Annotated in this window: 16 protein-coding genes, 8 tRNA genes and 4 rRNA genes; all 28 read left to right on the plus strand. The window is 54.1% G+C overall.

Annotated features, from left to right (window positions below):
* Positions 1-112 precede the first annotated feature (112 nt).
* The 28 genes from NST29_RS00380 to clpC all read left to right on the plus strand — a co-directional run bounded on the left by NST29_RS00380 (position 113) and on the right by clpC (position 22,011).
* Positions 113-889: a type III pantothenate kinase gene (locus tag NST29_RS00380; protein WP_033022350.1), complete on the plus strand. Its 777-nt coding sequence runs from the start codon at positions 113-115 to the stop codon at positions 887-889.
* 14 nt (positions 890-903) lie between these two features.
* Complete coding sequence (gene hslO, locus NST29_RS00385) at positions 904-1,788, plus strand: Hsp33 family molecular chaperone HslO (protein ID WP_339232974.1); 885 nt, start codon at positions 904-906, stop codon at positions 1,786-1,788.
* Positions 1,789-1,874: 86 nt separating this feature from the next.
* Complete coding sequence (cysK, locus tag NST29_RS00390; protein ID WP_033022348.1) at positions 1,875-2,801, plus strand: cysteine synthase A; 927 nt, start codon at positions 1,875-1,877, stop codon at positions 2,799-2,801.
* 115 nt (positions 2,802-2,916) lie between these two features.
* Entirely contained in the window at positions 2,917-4,338 is a 1,422-nt protein-coding gene (gene pabB, locus NST29_RS00395) for an aminodeoxychorismate synthase component I (RefSeq protein WP_033022347.1), read from the plus strand.
* Positions 4,339-4,344: 6 nt separating this feature from the next.
* Positions 4,345-4,920, plus strand: coding sequence for an aminodeoxychorismate/anthranilate synthase component II (gene pabA, locus NST29_RS00400; protein WP_033022345.1), 576 nt, complete (start codon positions 4,345-4,347; stop codon positions 4,918-4,920).
* Positions 4,921-4,925: 5 nt separating this feature from the next.
* Positions 4,926-5,801: an aminodeoxychorismate lyase gene (pabC, locus tag NST29_RS00405; RefSeq protein WP_033022343.1), complete on the plus strand. Its 876-nt coding sequence runs from the start codon at positions 4,926-4,928 to the stop codon at positions 5,799-5,801.
* Positions 5,801-6,652: a dihydropteroate synthase gene (folP, locus tag NST29_RS00410; RefSeq protein ID WP_033022341.1), complete on the plus strand. Its 852-nt coding sequence runs from the start codon at positions 5,801-5,803 to the stop codon at positions 6,650-6,652. The genes pabC and folP overlap by 1 nt, the downstream gene beginning before the upstream one ends.
* Positions 6,645-7,004, plus strand: a complete 360-nt coding sequence (folB, locus tag NST29_RS00415; RefSeq protein WP_304439356.1) for a dihydroneopterin aldolase — start codon at positions 6,645-6,647, stop codon at positions 7,002-7,004. Before folP ends, folB begins: the two co-directional genes overlap by 8 nt.
* A complete protein-coding gene (folK, locus tag NST29_RS00420) occupies positions 7,005-7,532 on the plus strand; it encodes a 2-amino-4-hydroxy-6-hydroxymethyldihydropteridine diphosphokinase (protein ID WP_033022340.1) in 528 nt (175 codons plus the stop codon).
* Entirely contained in the window at positions 7,484-7,705 is a 222-nt protein-coding gene (locus NST29_RS00425; protein WP_033022339.1) for a helix-turn-helix transcriptional regulator, read from the plus strand. Before folK ends, NST29_RS00425 begins: the two co-directional genes overlap by 49 nt.
* A 16-nt stretch (positions 7,706-7,721) precedes the next feature.
* Positions 7,722-8,723, plus strand: coding sequence for a tRNA dihydrouridine synthase DusB (gene dusB, locus NST29_RS00430; RefSeq protein ID WP_033022338.1), 1,002 nt, complete (start codon positions 7,722-7,724; stop codon positions 8,721-8,723).
* Between the two features lie 274 nt (positions 8,724-8,997).
* Positions 8,998-10,482, plus strand: a complete 1,485-nt coding sequence (gene lysS, locus NST29_RS00435) for a lysine--tRNA ligase (RefSeq protein WP_033022337.1) — start codon at positions 8,998-9,000, stop codon at positions 10,480-10,482.
* Between the two features lie 239 nt (positions 10,483-10,721).
* A 5S ribosomal RNA gene (rrf, locus tag NST29_RS00440) occupies positions 10,722-10,838 on the plus strand.
* An 8-nt stretch (positions 10,839-10,846) separates the two neighbouring features.
* Positions 10,847-10,922, plus strand: a tRNA-Val gene (locus NST29_RS00445).
* 283 nt (positions 10,923-11,205) lie between these two features.
* Positions 11,206-11,281: transfer RNA gene (locus NST29_RS00450), tRNA-Lys, on the plus strand.
* A gap of 10 nt (positions 11,282-11,291) precedes the next feature.
* Positions 11,292-11,376 (plus strand) — tRNA-Leu (locus tag NST29_RS00455).
* A gap of 9 nt (positions 11,377-11,385) precedes the next feature.
* A tRNA-Gly gene (locus NST29_RS00460) sits at positions 11,386-11,460 on the plus strand.
* 31 nt (positions 11,461-11,491) lie between these two features.
* Positions 11,492-11,577 (plus strand) — tRNA-Leu (locus tag NST29_RS00465).
* 3 nt (positions 11,578-11,580) lie between these two features.
* Positions 11,581-11,654: transfer RNA gene (locus NST29_RS00470), tRNA-Arg, on the plus strand.
* Between the two features lie 4 nt (positions 11,655-11,658).
* Positions 11,659-11,732 (plus strand) — tRNA-Pro (locus NST29_RS00475).
* A 13-nt stretch (positions 11,733-11,745) separates the two neighbouring features.
* Positions 11,746-11,818: transfer RNA gene (locus NST29_RS00480), tRNA-Ala, on the plus strand.
* Between the two features lie 218 nt (positions 11,819-12,036).
* Positions 12,037-13,594, plus strand: a 16S ribosomal RNA gene (locus tag NST29_RS00485).
* A 356-nt stretch (positions 13,595-13,950) separates the two neighbouring features.
* Positions 13,951-16,879 (plus strand): 23S ribosomal RNA (locus NST29_RS00490).
* 222 nt (positions 16,880-17,101) lie between these two features.
* Positions 17,102-17,218, plus strand: a 5S ribosomal RNA gene (rrf, locus tag NST29_RS00495).
* The 16S, 23S and 5S rRNA genes sit together here with 8 tRNA genes alongside, the layout of an rRNA operon.
* Before the next feature lie 239 nt (positions 17,219-17,457).
* Positions 17,458-17,919: a CtsR family transcriptional regulator gene (locus NST29_RS00500; protein WP_033021074.1), complete on the plus strand. Its 462-nt coding sequence runs from the start codon at positions 17,458-17,460 to the stop codon at positions 17,917-17,919.
* Between the two features lie 15 nt (positions 17,920-17,934).
* Positions 17,935-18,483, plus strand: a complete 549-nt coding sequence (locus tag NST29_RS00505) for a UvrB/UvrC motif-containing protein (RefSeq protein ID WP_033021072.1) — start codon at positions 17,935-17,937, stop codon at positions 18,481-18,483.
* 4 nt (positions 18,484-18,487) lie between these two features.
* Entirely contained in the window at positions 18,488-19,579 is a 1,092-nt protein-coding gene (locus NST29_RS00510; protein WP_033021069.1) for a protein arginine kinase, read from the plus strand.
* On the plus strand, positions 19,576-22,011 hold the full coding sequence (gene clpC / locus NST29_RS00515; protein WP_033021066.1) for an ATP-dependent protease ATP-binding subunit ClpC: 2,436 nt from the start codon (positions 19,576-19,578) through the stop codon (positions 22,009-22,011). Before NST29_RS00510 ends, clpC begins: the two co-directional genes overlap by 4 nt.
* Positions 22,012-22,088: the final 77 nt, after the last annotated feature.

Genomic DNA, 22,088 nt, shown 5'->3' on the forward strand with positions numbered 1-22,088 from the left:
TTGGAGGCATCTCTTTTTTTGCCGCTGCGCCGGGAAGAGAGCCGGCTTTTTGGCGGCAATTATGATATGATAGAAAGGGGAATTTTATTTGTGAAAAGTGAGGAATGAAGCGATGATTTTTGTCTTGGATGTCGGCAATACAAACACGGTGTTAGGAGTTTACGACGGCGATGAACTGAGGCACCATTGGCGCATTGAGACGAACCGGGCGAAGACGGAAGACGAGTACGGCATGACGATCAAGTCGCTTTTCAACCATGTCGGTCTTCAGTTTTCCGACATTCATGGCATCATCATCTCATCGGTGGTGCCGCCGATCATGTTCGCTCTTGAGCGGATGTGCGTAAAATATTTTCATATTAAGCCGCTGATTGTTGGTCCCGGCATTAAAACCGGGCTTGACATCAAATACGAAAACCCACGCGAAGTCGGAGCTGACCGAATTGTCAATGCGGTCGCCGGCATCCACCTGTACGGCAGTCCGCTCATCATCGTTGATTTTGGCACGGCGACGACGTATTGTTACATTAATGAACATAAACAATATATGGGAGGGGCCATTGCCCCGGGAATTATGATCTCAACCGAAGCGCTGTTTGCGCGGGCGGCGAAGTTGCCGCGTATTGAAATCGCCCGTCCGGACGATATCGTTGGCAAAAATACAGTCAGCGCCATGCAGGCGGGCATCGTGTACGGTTACGTTGGGCAGGTGGAAGGGATCGTTTCCCGAATGAAAGCCAAAAGCAAAGTTCCGCCCAAGGTGATTGCGACCGGTGGTCTCGCTCCGCTCATTGCCAGCGAGTCGGACGTCATTGATGTCGTAGATCCGTTTTTAACGCTGACAGGACTGAAATTGTTGTATGAGAAAAATATAGAGAAAAAAGGATGAAAGGCTTGATGGAGATGAACGATTATTTAGTGAAAGCGCTCGCTTATGATGGACAAGTGAGGGCGTATGCGGCAAGGACAACGGAGACGGTTGCCGAAGCGCAACGCCGCCACCAGACGTGGCCGACCGCCTCAGCGGCCCTCGGCCGGGCGTTGACCGCCGGCGTCATGATGGGGGTGATGCTGAAAGGCGAGGAAACGTTGACGATAAAAATTGACGGCGGCGGCCCGATTGGCGTCATTTTGGTTGACAGCAACGCCAAAGGGGAAGTGCGTGGCTATGTGACAAACCCGCATGTCCATTTTGAACTGAATGAGCATGGGAAGCTCGATGTGGCGCGGGCGGTTGGCAAAAACGGGATGTTGACGGTCGTGAAAGATTTAGGCCTGCGCGACTTTTTCACCGGACAAGTGCCGCTTGTCTCCGGGGAGCTCGGCGATGATTTTACGTATTATTTTGCTTCGTCCGAGCAAATTCCGTCATCGGTCGGCGTAGGTGTGCTCGTCAATTCCGATCATACGATTCGGGCGGCGGGAGGTTTTATCATCCAGTTAATGCCCGGAACGGACGAGCGTACGATCACCGGCATTGAAGAGCGGCTGAAACAAATTCCGCCCGTATCGCGCATGATTGAAAGCGGGCTCAGCCCGGAGCAGATGCTCGAACAGCTGCTCGGTGACGGCGGCGTGCGGGTGCTTGAAACGATGCCGGTGTCTTTCGCTTGCCGCTGTTCGCGCGAGCGGATTGCGGACGCCTTGATCAGCCTAGGGGCTGATGAAATCCAAGACATCATTGACAAAGAAGGCAAGGCCGAGGCTTCATGCCATTTTTGCAACGAAGCGTATCATTTTACCAAAGAGGAACTGGAGCAGCTCAAGCAACTCGCCAAAAAAGGATGAAAACATCAAAATGATTGACAATTACGCCAATAACTGATACATTGGAAACAAATTCGATAAAATTAATCGGGATTAGGGGTGGAATCGTGGCACGCACAGTCAACTCGATCACCGAATTGATCGGCGATACGCCGGCCGTGAAATTGAACCGCATCGTCGATGAAGACAGCGCGGACGTGTACTTGAAGCTGGAATTTATGAACCCGGGCAGCAGCGTCAAAGACCGGATTGCGCTGGCGATGATTGAAGCGGCGGAAAAAGCAGGCAAGCTGAAGCCGGGCGACACGATCGTTGAGCCGACAAGCGGCAACACTGGGATCGGTTTGGCGATGGTCGCGGCGGCGAAAGGGTATAAGGCGGTCTTGGTCATGCCGGATACGATGAGCTTGGAGCGCCGCAACCTGCTGCGGGCGTATGGGGCCGAGCTTGTGCTCACACCGGGCGCACAAGGGATGCGCGGCGCCATCGCCAAGGCGGAAGAGCTCGTCCGCGAGCACGGCTACTTTATGCCGCAGCAATTTAAAAACGAAGCGAACCCGGAAATTCATCGCTTGACGACCGGCAAAGAGATCGTGGAGCAAATGGGCGACCAGCTCGATGCGTTTGTCGCCGGCATCGGCACGGGCGGAACGATTACAGGTGCTGGAAAAGTATTGCGCGAGGCGTATCCGAACATTAAAATTTACGCCGTTGAACCGGCCGATTCGCCGGTGTTGTCTGGCGGCAAACCGGGTCCGCATAAAATCCAAGGAATTGGAGCCGGGTTTATTCCGGATATTTTAGATACAAGCATTTACGACGAAGTGATCACGGTGACTACGGAAGAAGCGTTTGCGGCGGCCCGCCGCGCGGCTCGCGAGGAAGGCATTCTCGGCGGCATTTCGTCTGGCGCCGCGATTCATGCGGCATTGAAAGTGGCGAAAGAGCTCGGCAAAGGGAAAAAAGTGCTCGCCATCATCCCGAGCAACGGCGAACGTTATTTGAGCACTCCTCTTTACCAGTTCGAAGAATAAGACTAGCATTTCTCGGCAGGGGCGACCCTGTCGAATTTTTTATAGGGAGGATGACCGGAACAGCGAATCATTGTACAATAAGAGTAACGATGGACACCATAAGGAGCTGACAAGGATGAAGCAGCGGCGCAGGCGACTGAAACGAACGATCGACTATCGCGGGCGGGATTGGTTCCGCCAGTATGAGCGGCTGGCCTATGGCCGGTCTCATCATGTGTTGCTTCAGAGCGGTCAAGGGGGAAGGTATAGCGTGATCGGCCTTGACCCGATCGGAGTGATCCGCGCTGATGAGCAACGGCTCTTCATCAAGCAGCGCGAGGGTGAAACGGTGCTCGACGGCTCGCCGCTTGAAGGGCTCCGGCAATGGTTTCGCTCGTTCGCCGTGCCGGATGAAGGCGACTCGCTGCCTTGCCAAGGCGGGCTGATCGGTTTCGTTAGCTATGATGCCGTTCGTTATTTAGAACGGCTCCCGGTGCTCGCGCAAGATGATTTGCGACTGCCGTTTTTGTATTTTTTTCTCTTTGATGACGTAGCGATTTATGACCACCAAACGGAACAGCTTCATTTGCTTGTCTATGCGAATGAAGGGGAGGAAGACGATGCCAAGCAGCGGCTTGAGGAGCAGGCGCGGATGTGGCTCGAGGACCGGACGGAATCCCCTGTTTGGCCGTTTGCCGCCTCGAGAGCGACGCCATCTATGTCAATGACAAAAGAGCGGTTTATGGAGGCGGTTCGCCGCGTGCAGCGCTATATTGCGGCGGGCGACGTGTTTCAAGTCAACCTATCGGTGCGCCAGTCGCAGCCGCTGTTGACACACCCATTTGCCGTCTACAAACAGTTGCGGGCTCTAAATCCATCCCCTTATATGGCGTATTTGCACACCCCGGAGTTTCAAGTGGTCAGCGGCTCGCCGGAGTTGCTCGTCCGCAAGCGGGGATGGCGCCTTGAGACGCGCCCGATTGCCGGCACCCGTTCGCGCGGTCGGACAGCGGCAGAGGATGAACAAATCGCCCGCAAGTTGCTGGCGAGTGAAAAAGAGCGGGCCGAGCACGCCATGCTCGTTGATCTCGAACGGAACGACCTTGGGCGCGTCTGTGCCTACGGGACGGTTCGCGTGGACGAATGGATGACTATCGAAAAGTATTCTCATGTGATGCATATCGTTTCTCACGTATCCGGCACGATGGCGCCGGAGCACGATGCGTTTTCCGTCATTCGCGCCATGTTCCCCGGCGGGACGATCACCGGCGCCCCCAAAGTGCGAACAATGGAAATTATTGAAGAGCTGGAGCCGGTTCGCCGCGGCTTGTATACGGGTTCGATCGGTTGGATCGATTTTCAAGGCAACATGGAGCTCAACATCGCCATTCGCACGATGGTCGTCAAAGACGGATTGGCGCATGTCCAGGCAGGGGCGGGCATCGTCATCGACTCCAACCCGGAGCATGAGTACAAGGAATGTGTAAAGAAAGCGGCCGCCCTTTGGAAAGCGAAAGAGCTGAGCGAAGCAGAGGCATTATTTTTGAGCACGAGGTGAGAATTGATGATCGTCATGATTGATAATTACGATTCGTTTACGTACAATTTGGTGCAATATTTGGGCGTGTTGGGCGAAGAGCTGATTGTCAAACGGAATGATGAAATTACGGTGGCTGAAATCGAACGGCTCCGCCCCGATTTTATCATGATTTCCCCCGGCCCTTGCACACCGAATGAGGCAGGGGTCAGCCTAGAAGTCATTGATCGCTTTGCCGGTCAAATTCCGATTTTCGGCGTCTGCCTTGGCCATCAAGCCATCGCCCAAGCATTCGGCGGCCGCGTCGTCCGCGCGCCAAGGTTGATGCATGGGAAAACATCGTCCGTCTACCATGATGGGGAGACGATTTTCCGCGGCGTGCCGAACCCGTTTACGGCCACGCGCTACCATTCTTTGATCGTCGAGAAAGAGACGCTTCCGGACTGTTTCGTCGTGTCGGCTTGGACGGAAGAGGAGGAAGTGATGGCCATTCGCCATCAAACGCTGCCGGTGGAAGGCGTGCAGTTTCACCCCGAATCGATTATGACCAGCCATGGGATGCAGCTATTGAAAAATTTTATCGACACATATAAAAAGGCGTGACGGTCATGTATGTGTATATGAACGGGGCGGTCGTTCCGCGCGAGGAGGCTCGGCTGTCAGCGTTCGATCACGGGTTTTTATATGGGCTCGGCTTATTTGAAACGTTCCGCACGTATCGCGGTCACCCGTTTTTGCTTGACGATCATTTGGCCCGATTGAACAAAGGGCTGTCTGAGCTTCACATCGAAAGGCAGTTCGGCCGCGCCGAAGCGGTGGCGATCATCGAACAGTTGCTCGAAGCCAATGGCTTGTGCGACGCGTATGTGCGCTTCAATGTATCGGCCGGGGTCGGCGATCTCGGCTTGCCGATCGAAAAGTACCGAAGTCCGACCGTGATTGTCTATATGAAGCCGCTGCCGCCGCCTGCCCCCTCGGAAGGAAAAGAAGGGGTGGTGCTCGCGACAAGGAGGAACAGCCCGGAAGGAAAGGAGCGACTAAAGTCGCACCATTATTTAAACAATATGATTGGGAAATGGGAGCTCGGACATCGACCGGATGCGGAAGGAATTTTTTTGAATTCAGAAGGGGCGGTAGCGGAGGGGATCGTTTCCAATCTTTTTTGGGTGAAAGACGGCGTTGTCTACACGCCGGCGCCGGCTGTCGGCATATTGAACGGCATCACAAGACAATTCGTCATCGCACTGCTCAGACAGTTGGGCATTCCCGTTGAAGAAGGGGCCTATCCGCTCTCCCATCTGTTGCAGGCGGACGAAGCGTTTATCACCAACTCGGTGCAGGAAATTGTCCCCCTTTTCCGCATTGGCCGTTGCGTCTACCAAGGAAAAAACGGCCCGGTCGTTCAGACGCTGCAGCATCATTACCGGCGCTTGGCCCATCAGTTATGGACGAGGAATGAATTGGCGGAAAGGATGAACGGCTGATGACAACATTGACGCGCCCTCTTCGGCTTCAATGCCGCGGGCATGAATTTGACTTAAGCAAAAAAACGTTAATCATGGGCATTGTCAACGTTACGCCCGATTCGTTTTCCGACGGCGGCCGGTTTTACGACATCGAAAACGCGGTCAAGCACGCGAAGCGGCTTGTAGCGGAAGGAGCAGACATCATTGACATCGGCGGGGAATCAACTCGTCCGGGGGCAGATCCAGTGCCGCTCGATGAAGAGCTGCGCCGAGTCATCCCGGCGGTCAAAGCGATCGCTGAGGCGGTGAACGTACCCATTTCCATTGACACTTACAAAGCCGAGGTCGCCCGGCAAGCGATCGAAGCCGGAGCGCACATCATCAACGACGTTTGGGGAGCAAAAGCCGATCCCGATATGGCGCGCGTCGCCGCCACGTACGGCGTGCCGATTATTTTAATGCACAACCGCCGCGATATGGCGTATCGCGAGTTGATTTCCGACATGATCGCTGATTTGCAGGAAAGCATTCGCATTGCCAAAGGAGCCGGTGTGAAAGAGGAAAACATCATTTTAGACCCAGGCATCGGCTTCGCCAAGACGGTCGAGCATAACTTGGAAGTGATGCGCCGTCTTGACGAATTTGCCGCTCTTGGCTATCCGCTGTTGCTCGGTACGTCGCGCAAACGGTTTATCGGCCATGTGCTCGATTTGCCGGTAGAGGATCGGGTGGAAGGAACGGGCGCGACCGTTTGCCTCGGCATCGTCAAAGGCGTGCATATCGTCCGCGTCCACGATGTATTGCCGATCGCTCGCATGGTGAAAATGATGGATGCCATGCTTGGGAAGGGAGAGAGCAGCCATCGATAAAATTTACGTGCACGGCATGGAATTTTACGGCTACCACGGGGTGCTTCGCGAAGAAAACATCCTCGGCCAGCGGTTTTTGGTCGATGTGACGCTGGAGCTCGATTTGCAGTCCGCTGGGCGGAGCGACCGTCTTGAGCATACCATCAACTACGCTGATGTGTACGAGCGCTGCCGGATGATTGTGGAAGAACGGACGTTTGCCTTGATCGAGGCGGTCGCCGAAGCGATCGCCGCCGACTTGCTTGCAGCGTTTCCTCGTATCCAGCGCTGCACGGTGAAAGTGATCAAACCGAATCCGCCGATCCGCGGCCATTATCAGCACGTCGCGGTCGAGATGAGCAGGGGGCGTTGAATGGAAACGATCGCGTACATTGCGTTAGGTTCCAATCTCGGAGACCGTTTGTCATATTTGCGTTCGGCGATTGAAGCGCTGAATGATCATAAGGAAATTGCTGTAACATCCAGTTCATCCATTTATGAAACCGACCCGGTTGGCTATGTACAGCAAGGCAAGTTTTTAAACATGGTGATCGAGGTGGCGACAACGCTATCACCGTTTGCCTTGCTTGACGTGACCCAAGAAATCGAACAAAAATTGGGGAGAAAAAGGGAAGTCCGTTGGGGGCCGCGAACGTTAGACCTTGACATTTTGCTGTATAATCATGAAAATATTGAGACAGAGCAACTGACGATCCCGCATCCGCGCATGATGGAGCGGGCGTTTGTGCTCATTCCGTTGTTGGAAGTCAATGCGTTTGTGACCATACCAACTCTTTCTGAACCGCTAACCGACATCATTGACCGGCTGCCGGACAAAAAAGGAGTTCGCCTATGGAAGCAGAAAGATGGGGAAAACGTATTCGCGCTTTTCGAAAGCTGAAAGGATATACACAAGAAAAGTTGGCTAAGGAGCTTGGTATTTCAGTATCCATTCTTGGTGAAATTGAGCGTGGTAATCGGATGCCATCCGATGTGCTCATCGGGCAAATCGCCGAACGGTTGAATGTGTCAGTGGAGGAGCTGTCTCCGCCAACGTTCGAATCAAACAAGTAGAAAGGAGGCGTTTTCGATGTTTCGCATCGGTGACGTCGAAATCAAAAACCGTGTCGTGCTCGCTCCGATGGCAGGCGTGTGCAACTCGGCGTTCCGCCTGACCGTCAAAGAATTCGGCGCCGGGCTCGTATGCGCTGAGATGGTCAGCGACAAAGGAATCGTATACAACAATGAAAAAACGTTGAATATGTTGTACATCGATGAGCGGGAAAAGCCGATCAGTTTGCAAATTTTCGGCGGCGAGAAAGAAACGCTTGTCAAAGCGGCGAAATTTGTCGATAAAAATACGAATGCCGATATCATCGACATTAACATGGGTTGCCCAGTGCCGAAAATTACAAATTGTGACGCTGGAGCGAAATGGCTGCTTGATCCGAATAAAATCTATGATGTCGTTGCCGCGATCGTTGATGCCGTGGAAAAACCGGTCACGGTGAAAATGCGGATCGGTTGGGATGAACAGCACATTTACGCCGTCGAAAACGCTCAAGCTGTCGAGCGCGCCGGCGGCAAAGCTGTCGCTGTCCACGGACGGACAAGGGTGCAAATGTATGAAGGAAAAGCGGATTGGAACATCATCAAGCAAGTGAAAGAAGCGGTCAACATCCCTGTCATCGGCAACGGCGATGTCAAAACGCCGCAAGATGCCAAACGGATGCTGGAAGAGACAGGAGTCGACGGTGTCATGATCGGGCGGGCGGCGCTCGGCAATCCGTGGATGATCTACCGCACGGTCCGCTATTTAGAAACGGGGGAACTCATCCCCGAACCGACGCCGCGGGAAAAAATCGATGTTTGCCTGTTGCATTTGGATCGGTTGATTGCCTTAAAAGGCGAGTATATCGCCGTAAAAGAAATGCGCAAACACGCAGCTTGGTATTTAAAAGGGATTCGTGGGGCGGCGAAAATCCGCAATGCCATCAACGAATGCGAAACGCGAGACGAATTGGCCGCGCTGCTGCTTCAAGTAGCGGAAGAAGCAGAAGCCCAAGCAGCGGCGAACGCCGAAGCTGTTTAGCGTCGCTTTGCAAGACGGTTCCTGCTCCGAAGCAAAGGGAGAGTGGGGAATGCGTCAAGACGCAACCGAAGGCGGTGATCGAACCGTGGGGCGCATGGGGATCGCTCAGCCCATTTTCCGGCATAAGATGGGATGATCGGAGAAGCCCCCGTCTTCTATGCATGACCATAGAAGATGACATGGTCCAACAAGGACGATGTTCATGCAGGGGAGAACTGCCAGCGGGCGCTGGCAGTATTTTTCGTAAAAAATCGCTAAATGGAGTGAATGAGCTATGAGCCACGAGGAATTGAACGACCAACTACTCGTCCGCAGGGAAAAGCTGAAAAAAATCGAAGAATTGGGCGTCGACCCGTTTGGCAAACGGTTCGAGCGCACGCACAAGGCACAAGAGCTATTTGAACTATACGGTGAATGGTCAAAAGAGCAGCTAGAAGAAAACCCGATCGAAGTCGCTATCGCCGGTCGCATCATGACTAAGCGCGGCAAAGGCAAAGCGGGATTTGCCCACATCCAAGACGTTACAGGGCAAATCCAAATTTATGTCCGCCAAGACGATGTCGGCGAACAACAGTACGAACTGTTTAAAATCTCCGATCTTGGCGATATCGTTGGCGTGCGTGGCACGGTGTTCAAAACAAAAGTCGGCGAACTTTCCATTAAGGTGTCGTCGTACGAATTTTTGACCAAGTCGTTGCGCCCGCTGCCTGAGAAGTACCACGGCCTTAAGGACATTGAGCAGCGCTACCGCCAGCGTTATCTCGATTTAATCATGAATCCGGAAAGCAAGAAGACGTTTATTACTCGCAGTTTGATCATCCAATCAATGCGGCGGTATCTTGACAGCCATGGTTATTTGGAAGTTGAAACGCCGATGATGCACGCTGTGGCTGGAGGCGCTGCGGCGCGTCCGTTCATTACGCATCATAACGCATTGGATATGACGCTTTATATGCGAATCGCCATCGAGCTCCATTTAAAACGGCTCATCGTTGGCGGTTTGGAAAAAGTGTACGAGATCGGCCGCGTTTTCCGGAACGAGGGCATTTCCACCCGTCATAATCCGGAGTTTACGATGCTCGAATTGTACGAGGCGTACGCCGATTTCCGCGACATCATGAAACTGACCGAAAATTTGATCGCCCACATCGCCAATGAAGTGCTCGGAACGACGAAAATTCAATACGGCGAACATACCGTTGACTTAACGCCCGAATGGCGGCGCCTCCATATGGTTGACGCCATCAAGGAATATGTTGGCGTCGATTTCTGGCGACAGATGAGCGACGAAGAGGCGCGGGAGCTGGCGAAAGAACATGGCGTGGAAGTCGCTCCCCACATGACCTTTGGCCATATTGTCAACGAGTTTTTTGAACAAAAAGTCGAGTCCCATCTCATCCAGCCGACGTTTATTTACGGCCATCCGGTTGAAATTTCGCCATTGGCCAAGAAAAATCCGGACGACCCGCGTTTTACCGACCGATTTGAGCTGTTTATCGTCGGGCGCGAACATGCCAATGCCTTTACCGAACTGAACGACCCGATCGATCAGCGTCAACGCTTCGAGGCGCAGCTAAAAGAGCGCGAACAAGGAAACGATGAAGCGCATGAAATGGACGAGGACTTCCTTGAAGCGCTTGAATACGGCATGCCGCCAACAGGCGGGCTTGGCATCGGCGTGGATCGCTTGGTGATGCTCTTGACCAACTCGCCGTCCATTCGTGACGTGCTGCTCTTCCCACAGATGCGCCATAAATGATAGCGATCGTCCCCTGTTTCTTTCCTTGACAGGGGACGATTGGCTATTGACTTTAAAACAAGAAGCGTATAGAATAAAAGTCGTCTTTATGAACGAAGATAAAAAATCATCGTTGACAAACCGTTTTTGGTGTGCTATATTGTGATAGCATGCTGAAATGACAATCGTTGCGTTCAAAAATAAAGATTGTATTGACAAACGCAACAATTTGGCTATAATATGACTTGTCTAATTGGTCGCCTAGTGGTGATAGCGGAGGGGAAACACCCGTTCCCATCCCGAACACGGAAGTTAAGCCCTCCAGCGCCGATGGTAGTTGGGGCCAGCGCCCCTGCAAGAGTAGGTCGCTGCTAGGCGATGGCGTGGAGGATTAGCTCAGCTGGGAGAGCACTTGCCTTACAAGCAAGGGGTCGGCGGTTCGATCCCGTCATCCTCCACCATCTTAACTTATCCCTTTGGCGCAACAACGAGCGCTGCATCGTCGAGTTAACTACGAGTTGCCTCGACGCACTTAGCTTCCTCGAAATGGCTCGTAGAGGAAGAGGCAGGTAGAGCTCATCAGTACTTAGAGTGTTATGATGACATGAGCCATTCACTCAGTAGGTAGAGCAACGAGCGCTACATCTTTGAAATTGCTGCGAGTTGTCCCGACGCACTCGGCATCCTTGGATCAGCTAGCAGAGGAAGGGACATCGTCAGAGATCTGAGTGTATACCAAACTATGAGCCATTAGCTCAGTAGGTAGAGCATCTGACTTTTAATCAGAGGGTCGGAGGTTCGAGTCCTCCATGGCTCACCACAATTGATTTGCGGGTGTGGCGGAATTGGCAGACGCGCTAGATTCAGGGTCTAGTGCCCTTTACGGGCGTGGGGGTTCGAGTCCCTTCACCCGCATAAAACTGGGCGGAAGTAGTTCAGTGGTAGAACACCACCTTGCCAAGGTGGGGGTCGCGGGTTCGAGTCCCGTCTTCCGCTCCATTTATTTGTCTTTAATCGATTTCGCCTGTTAGCCGGGGTGGCGGAATTGGCAGACGCACAGGACTTAAAATCCTGGGGTAGGTAACTACCGTGCCGGTTCGAGTCCGGCCCTCGGCACTTGCGCTCGTAGCTCAATTGGATAGAGCATCTGACTACGGATCAGAAGGTTAGGGGTTCGAATCCTCTCGAGCGCGTTAGCGGGAAGTAGCTCAGCTTGGTAGAGCACATGGTTTGGGACCATGGGGTCGCAGGTTCAAATCCTGTCTTCCCGATCGCGGAGCACGTGGGGCCTTAGCTCAGCTGGGAGAGCGCCTGCTTTGCACGCAGGAGGTCATCGGTTCGATCCCGATAGGCTCCATCCTCGTTCCTTGAAAACTGAACGAAACGAAGCGCAACGAAAGGCTGAGGCCGCTTGCCTATCGGCGAAACGCGCTGGAGGGCCTGCGAGGAGGCTATCGCCGCCGCAGCAGGACCGAAGCGTCGCGAGCCGATAGCGGCCGAAGCTAGACAATACGAAAAGCGGAGGTCGCTCGGCGCCTTTGGCGCTGCGGCTGAAGCAAAAAGCCAATCAACTTTCTTTTGGAGAGTTTGATCCTGGCTCAGGACGAACGCTGGCGGCGTGCCTAATACATGCAAGTCGAGCGGACCGAATGAGAGCTTGCTCTTATTTGGTCAGCGGCGGACGGGTGAGTAACACGTGGGCAACCTGCCCGCAAGACCGGGATAACTCCGGGAAACCGGAGCTAATACCGGATAACACCGAAGACCGCATGGTCTTTGGTTGAAAGGCGGCCTTTGGCTGTCACTTGCGGATGGGCCCGCGGCGCATTAGCTAGTTGGTGAGGTAACGGCTCACCAAGGCGACGATGCGTAGCCGGCCTGAGAGGGTGACCGGCCACACTGGGACTGAGACACGGCCCAGACTCCTACGGGAGGCAGCAGTAGGGAATCTTCCGCAATGGGCGAAAGCCTGACGGAGCGACGCCGCGTGAGCGAAGAAGGCCTTCGGGTCGTAAAGCTCTGTTGTGAGGGACGAAGGAGCGCCGTTTGAACAAGGCGGCGCGGTGACGGTACCTCACGAGAAAGCCCCGGCTAACTACGTGCCAGCAGCCGCGGTAATACGTAGGGGGCGAGCGTTGTCCGGAATTATTGGGCGTAAAGCGCGCGCAGGCGGCTCCTTAAGTCTGATGTGAAAGCCCACGGCTCAACCGTGGAGGGTCATTGGAAACTGGGGAGCTTGAGTGCAGGAGAGGGGAGCGGAATTCCACGTGTAGCGGTGAAATGCGTAGAGATGTGGAGGAACACCAGTGGCGAAGGCGGCTCTCTGGCCTGTAACTGACGCTGAGGCGCGAAAGCGTGGGGAGCAAACAGGATTAGATACCCTGGTAGTCCACGCCGTAAACGATGAGTGCTAAGTGTTAGAGGGGTCACACCCTTTAGTGCTGCAGCTAACGCGATAAGCACTCCGCCTGGGGAGTACGGCCGCAAGGCTGAAACTCAAAGGAATTGACGGGGGCCCGCACAAGCGGTGGAGCATGTGGTTTAATTCGAAGCAACGCGAAGAACCTTACCAGGTCTTGACATCCCCTGACCACCCAAGAGATTGGGCGTTCCCCCTTCGGGGGGACAGGGTGACAGGTGGTGCATGGTTGTCGTCAGCTCGTGTCGTGAGATGTTGGGTTAAGTCCCGCAACGAGCGCAACCCTCGCCTCTCGTTGCCAGCATTCAGTTGGGCACTCTAGAGGGACTGCCGGCGACAAGTCGGAGGAAGGTGGGGATGACGTCAAATCATCATGCCCCTTATGACCTGGGCTACACACGTGCTACAATGGGCGGTACAAAGGGCAGCGAACCCGCGAGGGGGAGCGAATCCCAAAAAGCCGCTCTCAGTTCGGATTGCAGGCTGCAACTCGCCTGCATGAAGCCGGAATCGCTAGTAATCGCGGATCAGCATGCCGCGGTGAATACGTTCCCGGGCCTTGTACACACCGCCCGTCACACCACGAGAGCTTGCAACACCCGAAGTCGGTGCGGTAACCCTGACGGGAGCCAGCCGCCGAAGGTGGGGCAAGTGATTGGGGTGAAGTCGTAACAAGGTAGCCGTACCGGAAGGTGCGGCTGGATCACCTCCTTTCTAAGGGGAAAAGCGAAGGTCGCCCGCCTATCGGCGAAACGCGCTGGAGGGCCTGCGAGGAGGCTATGCCGCCGCAGCAGGACCGAAGCGTCGCGAGCCGATGGCGGTCGGAGCTAGACAATACGAAAAGCGAAGGTCGCTAATGGCCAATCATTCACCAATCGCGCTTTCGTTTCGTTCAGTTTTGAAGGAATGAGAATTCCTTCCACTGCTTCGTTTGCGTCTGCGTCTACAAGTGAATCCAGAGAAGCTAGATTCCTCGACGCAAACCAGCGAAGAAGCAAGCTCAATGGAGCGACTTCGTTCCTTGAAAACTAGATAACCGATACACAAAAGGAAGAAGCCGAGACGCTGTAGGTTAAGCTAGAAAGGGCGCACGGTGGATGCCTTGGCACTAGGAGCCGATGAAGGACGGGGCAAACGCCGAAACGCTCCGGGGAGCTGTAAGCAAGCGTCGATCCGGAGATGTCCGAATGGGGGAACCCCCTGTCCGTAATGGGACAGGATCCATGTCTGAATCCATAGGGCATGGAGGGCACACCCGGGGAACTGAAACATCTTAGTACCCGGAGGAGAAGAAAGCAAACGCGATTCCCTGAGTAGCGGCGAGCGAAACGGGAACAGCCCAAACCAAGAGGCGAGTCCTCTTGGGGTTGTAGGACCGCTCATAGGGGAGTGAGAAAGGAACGGGGTAGACGAACCGGTCTGGAACGGCCGGCCAGAGAAGGTGAGAGCCCTGTAGTCGAAACTTCGTTCCCTCCCGAGCGGCTCCTGAGTACGGCGGGACACGGGAAATCCCGTCGGAAGCAGGGAGGACCATCTCCCAAGGCTAAATACTCCCTAGTGACCGATAGTGAACCAGTACCGTGAGGGAAAGGTGAAAAGCACCCCGGAAGGGGAGTGAAAGAGAACCTGAAACCGTGTGCCTACAAGTAGTCAGAGCCCGTTCATGGGTGATGGCGTGCCTTTTGTAGAATGAACCGGCGAGTGACGATGGCGTGCGAGGTTAAGCCGGGAAGGCGGAGCCGCAGCGAAAGCGAGTCTGAACAGGGCGTGAAGTACGTCGTCGTCGACCCGAAACCAGGTGATCTACCCATGTCCAGGGTGAAGGCCGGGTAACACCGGCTGGAGGCCCGAACCCACGCACGTTGAAAAGTGCGGGGATGAGGTGTGGGTAGGGGTGAAATGCCAATCGAACTTGGAGATAGCTGGTTCTCCCCGAAATAGCTTTCGGGCTAGCCTCGGGTGTAAGAGTCTTGGAGGTAGAGCACTGATTGGGCTAGGGGCCCTCATCGGGTTACCGAACCCAGTCAAACTCCGAATGCCAACGACTTATGCCCGGGAGTCAGACTGCGAGTGATAAGATCCGTGGTCGAGAGGGAAACAGCCCAGATCGCCAGCTAAGGCCCCCAAGTGCACGTTCAGTGGAAAAGGATGTGGAGTTGCGAAGACAACCAGGATGTTGGCTTAGAAGCAGCCACCATTTAAAGAGTGCGTAATAGCTCACTGGTCGAGTGACTCTGCGCCGAAAATGTACCGGGGCTAAACGTGCCGCCGAAGCTGCGGGATGACCGTTGGTCATCGGTAGGGGAGCGTTCTAAGGGCAGAGAAGCCAGACCGGAAGGACTGGTGGAGCGCTTAGAAGTGAGAATGCCGGTATGAGTAGCGAAAACAGAGGTGAGAATCCTCTGCGCCGAAAGCCTAAGGGTTCCTGAGGAAGGTTCGTCCGCTCAGGGTTAGTCGGGACCTAAGCCGAGGCCGAAAGGCGTAGGTGATGGGCAACAGGTGGAGATTCCTGTACCACCTCCTTCCCGTTGGAGCGATGGGGGGACGCAGGAGGATAGGGCGAGCAGGCGGCTGGAAGAGCCTGTCCAAGCAGTGAGGCTGGCCAGTAGGCAAATCCGCTGGCCGGAAGGCCAAGCTGTGATGGCGACGGAGTCATCCGGAAGTCCCCGATTTCACACTGCCAAGAAAAGCCTCTAGCGAGGGAAGAGGTGCCCGTACCGCAAACCGACACAGGTAGGCGAGGAGAGAATCCTAAGGCGCGCGGGAGAACTCTCGTTAAGGAACTCGGCAAAATGACCCCGTAACTTCGGGAGAAGGGGTGCTCTTTCGGGTGAAGAGCCTGGAAGAGCCGCAGTGAAAAGGCCCAAGCGACTGTTTATCAAAAACACAGGTCTCTGCGAAGCCGAAAGGCGACGTATAGGGGCTGACACCTGCCCGGTGCTGGAAGGTTAAGGGGAGCGCTGAGCGGAAGCGAAGGTGCGAACCGAAGCCCCAGTAAACGGCGGCCGTAACTATAACGGTCCTAAGGTAGCGAAATTCCTTGTCGGGTAAGTTCCGACCCGCACGAAAGGTGTAACGACTTGGGCGCTGTCTCAACGAGAGACCCGGTGAAATTATACTACCTGTGAAGATGCAGGTTCCCCGCGACAGGACGGAAAGACCCCGTGGAGCTTTACTGCAGCCTGATATGGAATTTTGGTATCGCTTGTACAGGATAGGTGGGAGCCTGAGAAGCCGGAGCGCCAGCTTCGGTGGAGGCGCCGGTGGGATACCACCCTGGCGGTATTGAAATTCTAACCCGCACCCCTTCAGCGGGGTGGGAGACAGTGTCAGGTGGGCAGTTTGACTGGGGCGGTCGCCTCCCAAAAGGTAACGGAGGCGCCCAAAGGTTCCCTCAGAATGGTTGGAAATCATTCGGAGAGTGCAAAGGCACAAGGGAGCTTGACTGCGAGACGGACAGGTCGAGCAGGGACGAAAGTCGGGCTTAGTGATCCGGTGGTTCCGCATGGAAGGGCCATCGCTCAACGGATAAAAGCTACCCCGGGGATAACAGGCTGATCTCCCCCAAGAGTCCACATCGACGGGGAGGTTTGGCACCTCGATGTCGGCTCATCGCATCCTGGGGCTGTAGTCGGTCCCAAGGGTTGGGCTGTTCGCCCATTAAAGCGGTACGCGAGCTGGGTTCAGAACGTCGTGAGACAGTTCGGTCCCTATCCGTCGCGGGCGTAGGAAATTTGCGAGGAGCTGTCCTTAGTACGAGAGGACCGGGATGGACGCACCGCTGGTGTACCAGTTGTCCCGCCAGGGGCACCGCTGGGTAGCTATGTGCGGACGGGATAAGCGCTGAAAGCATCTAAGCGTGAAGCCCCCCTCAAGATGAGATTTCCCATCGCGTTAGGCGAGTAAGATCCCTCGAAGATGACGAGGTCGATAGGTCCGAGGTGGAAGCGTGGCGACACGTGGAGCTGACGGATACTAATCGATCGAGGGCTTAACCTAGAAAAGCGGAGGCCGCCCGCCGATCGGCGAAACGCGCTGGAGGGCCTGCGAGGAGGCTATGCCGCCATAGCAGGACCGAAGCGTCGCGAGCCGATGGCGGCCGGAGCTAGACAGTGTGATACGCGGCTTCTTCCGACGGTTATCTAGTTTTGAAGGAATGCGTTCCTTCTTGACAGGAATTGATTTTCTGGTATAATGATTGATGAAAAACGGAATCGCTTGCCTAGTGGTGATAGCGGAGGGGAAACACCCGTTCCCATCCCGAACACGGAAGTTAAGCCCTCCAGCGCCGATGGTAGTTGGGGCCAGCGCCCCTGCAAGAGTAGGTCGCTGCTAGGCAGTAGATCTTTTAGCACGCCTTTTCTCCAAAAAGAAAAGGCGTGCTTTTTGTTTATCTGTTCTTTTTGACGTTTTGCCATTGGAAAAAGAGGATATTCTATAGATGCCCGCTGTTTTTCAGTAACGCTTGCATTTTTTCGCCATACATTATATAGTAAAAGTAAGGTCAAATATAGTCAAAGTCAACGGATGGATTTGATCGTCTGAGCAGTTCGGTTGTAAGGAAGGTGGGAGGTAGAGTGCCAAACATTTCCGACATTATTGAGCAATATTTAAAGCAAGTTCTCAATATGAGTGATCAAGATATTGTAGAAATTAAGCGAAGTGAAATCGCCAGTAAGTTTCAATGCGTTCCGTCACAAATCAATTATGTCATCAACACAAGGTTTACCTTGGAAAGAGGATATATTGTTGAAAGCAAACGCGGCGGCGGCGGGTATATTCGGATTATGAAGGTAAAGACAAAAAGTGAGGCGCAGCTCATTGATCAGCTGCTTGAGCTCATTGGTTCTCGCATCAGCCAGTCGAATGCTGAGAATATGGTGAAACGTCTCGTTGATGAAAACGTGATTTCGGAGCGCGAGGCAAAAATGATGTTAAGTGTCATGGATCGCTCCGTTTTATACATTGACCTGCCTGAACGGGATGAACTGCGAGCGCGCATGCTGAAGGCGATGTTGACGTCGCTGAAATATAAATAGGGGGAGGGGAAGTCTTTGGTTTGCCAAGAATGCAAGCAACGGCCGGCTACGATGCATTTTACGAAAATCGTCAACGGAGAAAAAACGGAGTTTCATCTTTGCGAACAATGCGCTAAGGAGCACGGCCATATGTTTATGTTATATGGCCATGACGATTTTCCACTCAACAACTTGTTGGCGGGGTTACTCAACTTCGAGGCTCCGGTGAAGGAGATGACGGCGAACGCGTTTCCAAACCCGGATTTGCTGCAGTGCCAGACATGCCAGATGACCTATCATCAGTTTACACAAATTGGGCGGTTCGGCTGTGCGGATTGTTATCGAACATTTGCCCGTTACTTGCCGCCGATCTTGAAACGGCTTCATAGCGGCAATACGGCCCATTCAGGGAAAATTCCGAAGCGAAAAGGGGGCGTGCTTCATTTGCGCAAGCAGCTTGCCGCTCTGAAACAAAAGCTTCAGGAATTGATCGCCCGCGAGGAATTTGAGCGAGCGGCAGAGGTGCGTGACCAAATCCGCTCGTTGGAAAATGAACTTCGCCAGCGCGGAGAGGGGGATATGTAACGGCATGTCGTTTGAGAAATTTTTCAATACTGCGGTCAGTTCGTGGATGAGTCAAGAGGGACCGGATTCGGATATCGTCTTAAGCAGCCGCATCCGGCTGGCGCGCAATATCGTTGATTTTCGTTTTCCGACGCTGTTCAGCAGCGAGGAGGCAAGACAAATCGTCTCGCTGTTCGAGCGGGCGTTTGCGCACCGCTCTTATAGGGAGGCGGGGCGTTTCGAGCTGTTGAAAATGTCGGAGCTTCAGCCAATTGAAAAGAGGGTTTTGGTGGAAAAACATTTGATCAGTCCCCATTTGGCGGAAGATTCGCCGTTTGGCGCCTGCCTGCTCTCGGAGAACGAAGAAATCAGCATCATGATTAACGAAGAGGATCATATTCGCATCCAATGCCTGTTCCCCGGTTTGCAGCTTGCTGAGGCGCTGGAAGCAGCGAGCGAATTGGACGATTGGATTGAAGGGCATGTCAACTACGCCTTCGATGAACGGCTTGGCTATTTGACAAGCTGTCCCACCAATGTGGGGACGGGGTTGCGGGCTTCGGTAATGATGCATCTTCCGGCGCTTGTCTTGACGCAGCAAATGAACCGCATTGTTCCGGCGATCAATCAACTCGGTCTTGTCGTTCGCGGGACATACGGCGAAGGGAGCGAGGCGTTGGGGAACATTTTCCAAATTTCCAACCAGATCACACTCGGCAAATCGGAGGAAGATATTGTCGCTGATTTGCATACGATCGTCCAGCAGCTGATCGCCCAAGAACGAGCGGCGCGCCAGGCATTAGTCAAAACTTTGGGCATACAATTAGAAGATAAAGTGTTCCGTTCATACGGCATATTGGCCAACTGCCGCGTCATCGAATCAAAAGAGGCGGCGCAATGTTTGTCCGATGTGCGTCTTGGCATTGATTTAGGATATATCCAAAACATCTCGCGCAACATTTTAAATGAGCTGATGATTTTGACGCAGCCAGGATTTTTGCAACAGTACGCCGGTGGGGCGCTCCGCCCGGAAGAACGCGACGTCCGCCGTGCAGCGCTGATCCGGGAGCGTTTAAAGATGGAGGAACGAAGAAAGATGGAGGGTGATGAACGATGATGTTTGGCAGATTTACGGAACGGGCACAAAAGGTGCTGGCGCTGGCGCAAGAAGAAGCCATTCGCCTTGGCCATAACAATATCGGGACCGAACATATTTTGCTCGGATTGATTCGTGAAGGGGAAGGAATTGCAGCCAAAGCGCTCATGGCGCTCGGACTAGGCCCTGAAAAAATTCAAAAAGAAGTCGAATCGCTCATCGGCCGTGGCAATGAAGCGTCGCACACGATTCATTATACGCCGCGGGCGAAAAAAGTCATTGAGCTGTCGATGGATGAAGCGCGGAAGCTTGGCCATTCCTATGTCGGCACGGAACATATTTTGCTTGGGCTCATCCGTGAAGGGGAAGGGGTAGCGGCCCGTGTGCTGAACAACTTGGGCGTCAGCTTGAACAAAGCGCGCCAACAAGTGCTGCAGCTGCTCGGCAGCAACGAATCGATCTCAGGCCATGGAGGCGGAGGGGCCTCACATGTGAGCACGCCAACGCTTGACAGCCTCGCTCGCGACCTGACGGCGATCGCTCGCGAAGGTCGCCTTGATCCGGTTATCGGCCGGAGCAAAGAGATTCAGCGCGTCATTGAAGTATTAAGCAGACGGACGAAAAACAACCCGGTGCTGATCGGGGAGCCGGGAGTCGGGAAAACCGCGATCGCCGAAGGGCTGGCGCAGCAAATCGTCAATAACGAGGTGCCGGAAACGCTGCGCGACAAACGGGTGATGACGCTCGATATGGGAACGGTTGTCGCCGGAACGAAATACCGTGGCGAGTTCGAAGACCGTTTGAAAAAAGTGATGGATGAAATCCGGCAGGCGGGCAACATCATTCTGTTCATCGATGAACTGCATACGCTGATCGGCGCCGGCGGGGCGGAAGGAGCGATCGACGCGTCGAATATTTTAAAACCGGCGTTGGCGCGCGGAGAATTGCAATGCATCGGAGCGACGACGCTTGATGAATATCGGAAGTACATCGAGAAAGATGCTGCTCTTGAACGTCGTTTCCAACCGATTTATGTCGATGAACCGACTGTTGAAGAATCGATCCAAATTTTAAAAGGGCTGCGCGACCGCTATGAGGCGCACCATCGTGTTTCCATTTCCGATGAAGCGATTGAGCAAGCGGTGAAGCTGTCCGATCGTTACATTACCGACCGTTTCCTGCCCGATAAGGCGATTGACTTGATCGACGAAGCTTGCTCGAAAGTGCGCCTCCGTTCGTTTACAGCGCCGCCGAAGCTGAAAGAGCTCGAGCAAAAGCTCGAGGAAGTGCGGAAGGAAAAAGATGCTGCCGTGCAAAGCCAAGAGTTTGAAAAGGCGGCTTCGCTGCGCGATATGGAACAACGGCTGCGCGAAGAGTTGGAAGAGACGAAACGGGCGTGGAAGGAAAAACAAGGGCAAGAAAACTCGGAAGTCACGGTGGAGGATATCGCTGCGGTTGTGTCAAGCTGGACCGGCATCCCGGTATCGAAACTGGCCGAAACGGAAACAGAACGATTGCTCAAGCTTGAGGAGATTTTGCATGCCCGCGTCGTCGGCCAAGATGAGGCGGTGAAAGCGGTGGCGAAAGCGGTGCGCCGCGCCCGCGCCGGTCTGAAAGATCCGAAACGCCCGATCGGTTCGTTTATTTTCCTCGGCCCGACCGGCGTTGGGAAAACGGAATTGGCTCGCGCCTTAGCAGAAGCGATGTTTGGCGATGAAGACGCCCTGATCCGCATCGACATGTCGGAGTATATGGAAAAACACTCGACATCGCGGCTCATCGGTTCACCGCCGGGGTATGTCGGCTACGAAGAAGGTGGCCAGCTGACAGAAAAAGTGCGCCGCAAGCCGTACTCCGTCATTTTGCTCGATGAGATGGAAAAGGCGCATCCGGATGTGTTCAATATTTTGCTGCAGGTGCTGGAAGACGGGCGCTTGACTGACTCGAAAGGACGGACGGTCGACTTCCGCAACACGATCATCATTATGACGTCGAACGTTGGCGCCGACGCGCTGAAGCGGAACAAATACGTCGGATTTAACATTCAAGATCAGCATCAGCAGTATAAAGACATGAAAAGCAAGGTGATGGACGAACTGAAAAAGGCGTTCCGTCCAGAGTTTTTAAACCGGATCGACGAAATTATCGTCTTCCATTCGCTTGAAAAAGAACATTTGAAACAAATTGTCCGCCTGATGGCCGATACGCTTGTGAAACGCCTGAAGGAACAGGATATTGACTTGGAGTTGACCGAGGCGGCCATTGAGAAAATTGCCGCTGAAGGGTTTGATCCGGAATACGGCGCTCGCCCATTGCGCCGCGCCTTGCAAAAGCATATCGAAGATCGGTTGTCGGAAGAGTTGCTAAAAGGCACGATCGCCAAAGGGCAGACAGTCGTCGTCGATGTCAAAGACGGGGAGTTTGTCGTGCTGGCGAAACAGGCGGTTGTGTAAGGGAAGGGGTATGCGGCAGTTTGCTGCCCATACCTTTTTTCTCATCTTGCCGATCCGGCGATAGAAGGGGTTTGTAG

This window comes from Geobacillus sp. FSL W8-0026 (assembly GCF_037966255.1).
GTDB classification, from domain to species: domain Bacteria; phylum Bacillota; class Bacilli; order Bacillales; family Anoxybacillaceae; genus Geobacillus; species Geobacillus icigianus.

Bases quoted from the DNA above. Each gene is read 5' to 3' on its own strand.
- NST29_RS00380 (WP_033022350.1), top strand. From the start codon at position 113: ATGATTTTTGTCTTGGATGTCGGCAATACAAACACGGTGTTAGGAGTT.
- clpC (WP_033021066.1), top strand. From the start codon at position 19,576: ATGATGTTTGGCAGATTTACGGAACGGGCACAAAAGGTGCTGGCGCTG.
- NST29_RS00425 (WP_033022339.1), top strand. From the start codon at position 7,484: ATGGAAGCAGAAAGATGGGGAAAACGTATTCGCGCTTTTCGAAAGCTG.
- pabA (WP_033022345.1), top strand. From the start codon at position 4,345: ATGATCGTCATGATTGATAATTACGATTCGTTTACGTACAATTTGGTG.
- folK (WP_033022340.1), top strand. From the start codon at position 7,005: ATGGAAACGATCGCGTACATTGCGTTAGGTTCCAATCTCGGAGACCGT.
- hslO (WP_339232974.1), top strand. From the start codon at position 904: ATGAACGATTATTTAGTGAAAGCGCTCGCTTATGATGGACAAGTGAGG.
- lysS (WP_033022337.1), top strand. From the start codon at position 8,998: ATGAGCCACGAGGAATTGAACGACCAACTACTCGTCCGCAGGGAAAAG.
- dusB (WP_033022338.1), top strand. From the start codon at position 7,722: ATGTTTCGCATCGGTGACGTCGAAATCAAAAACCGTGTCGTGCTCGCT.
- pabC (WP_033022343.1), top strand. From the start codon at position 4,926: ATGTATGTGTATATGAACGGGGCGGTCGTTCCGCGCGAGGAGGCTCGG.
- folP (WP_033022341.1), top strand. From the start codon at position 5,801: ATGACAACATTGACGCGCCCTCTTCGGCTTCAATGCCGCGGGCATGAA.
- NST29_RS00510 (WP_033021069.1), top strand. From the start codon at position 18,488: ATGTCGTTTGAGAAATTTTTCAATACTGCGGTCAGTTCGTGGATGAGT.
- pabB (WP_033022347.1), top strand. From the start codon at position 2,917: ATGAAGCAGCGGCGCAGGCGACTGAAACGAACGATCGACTATCGCGGG.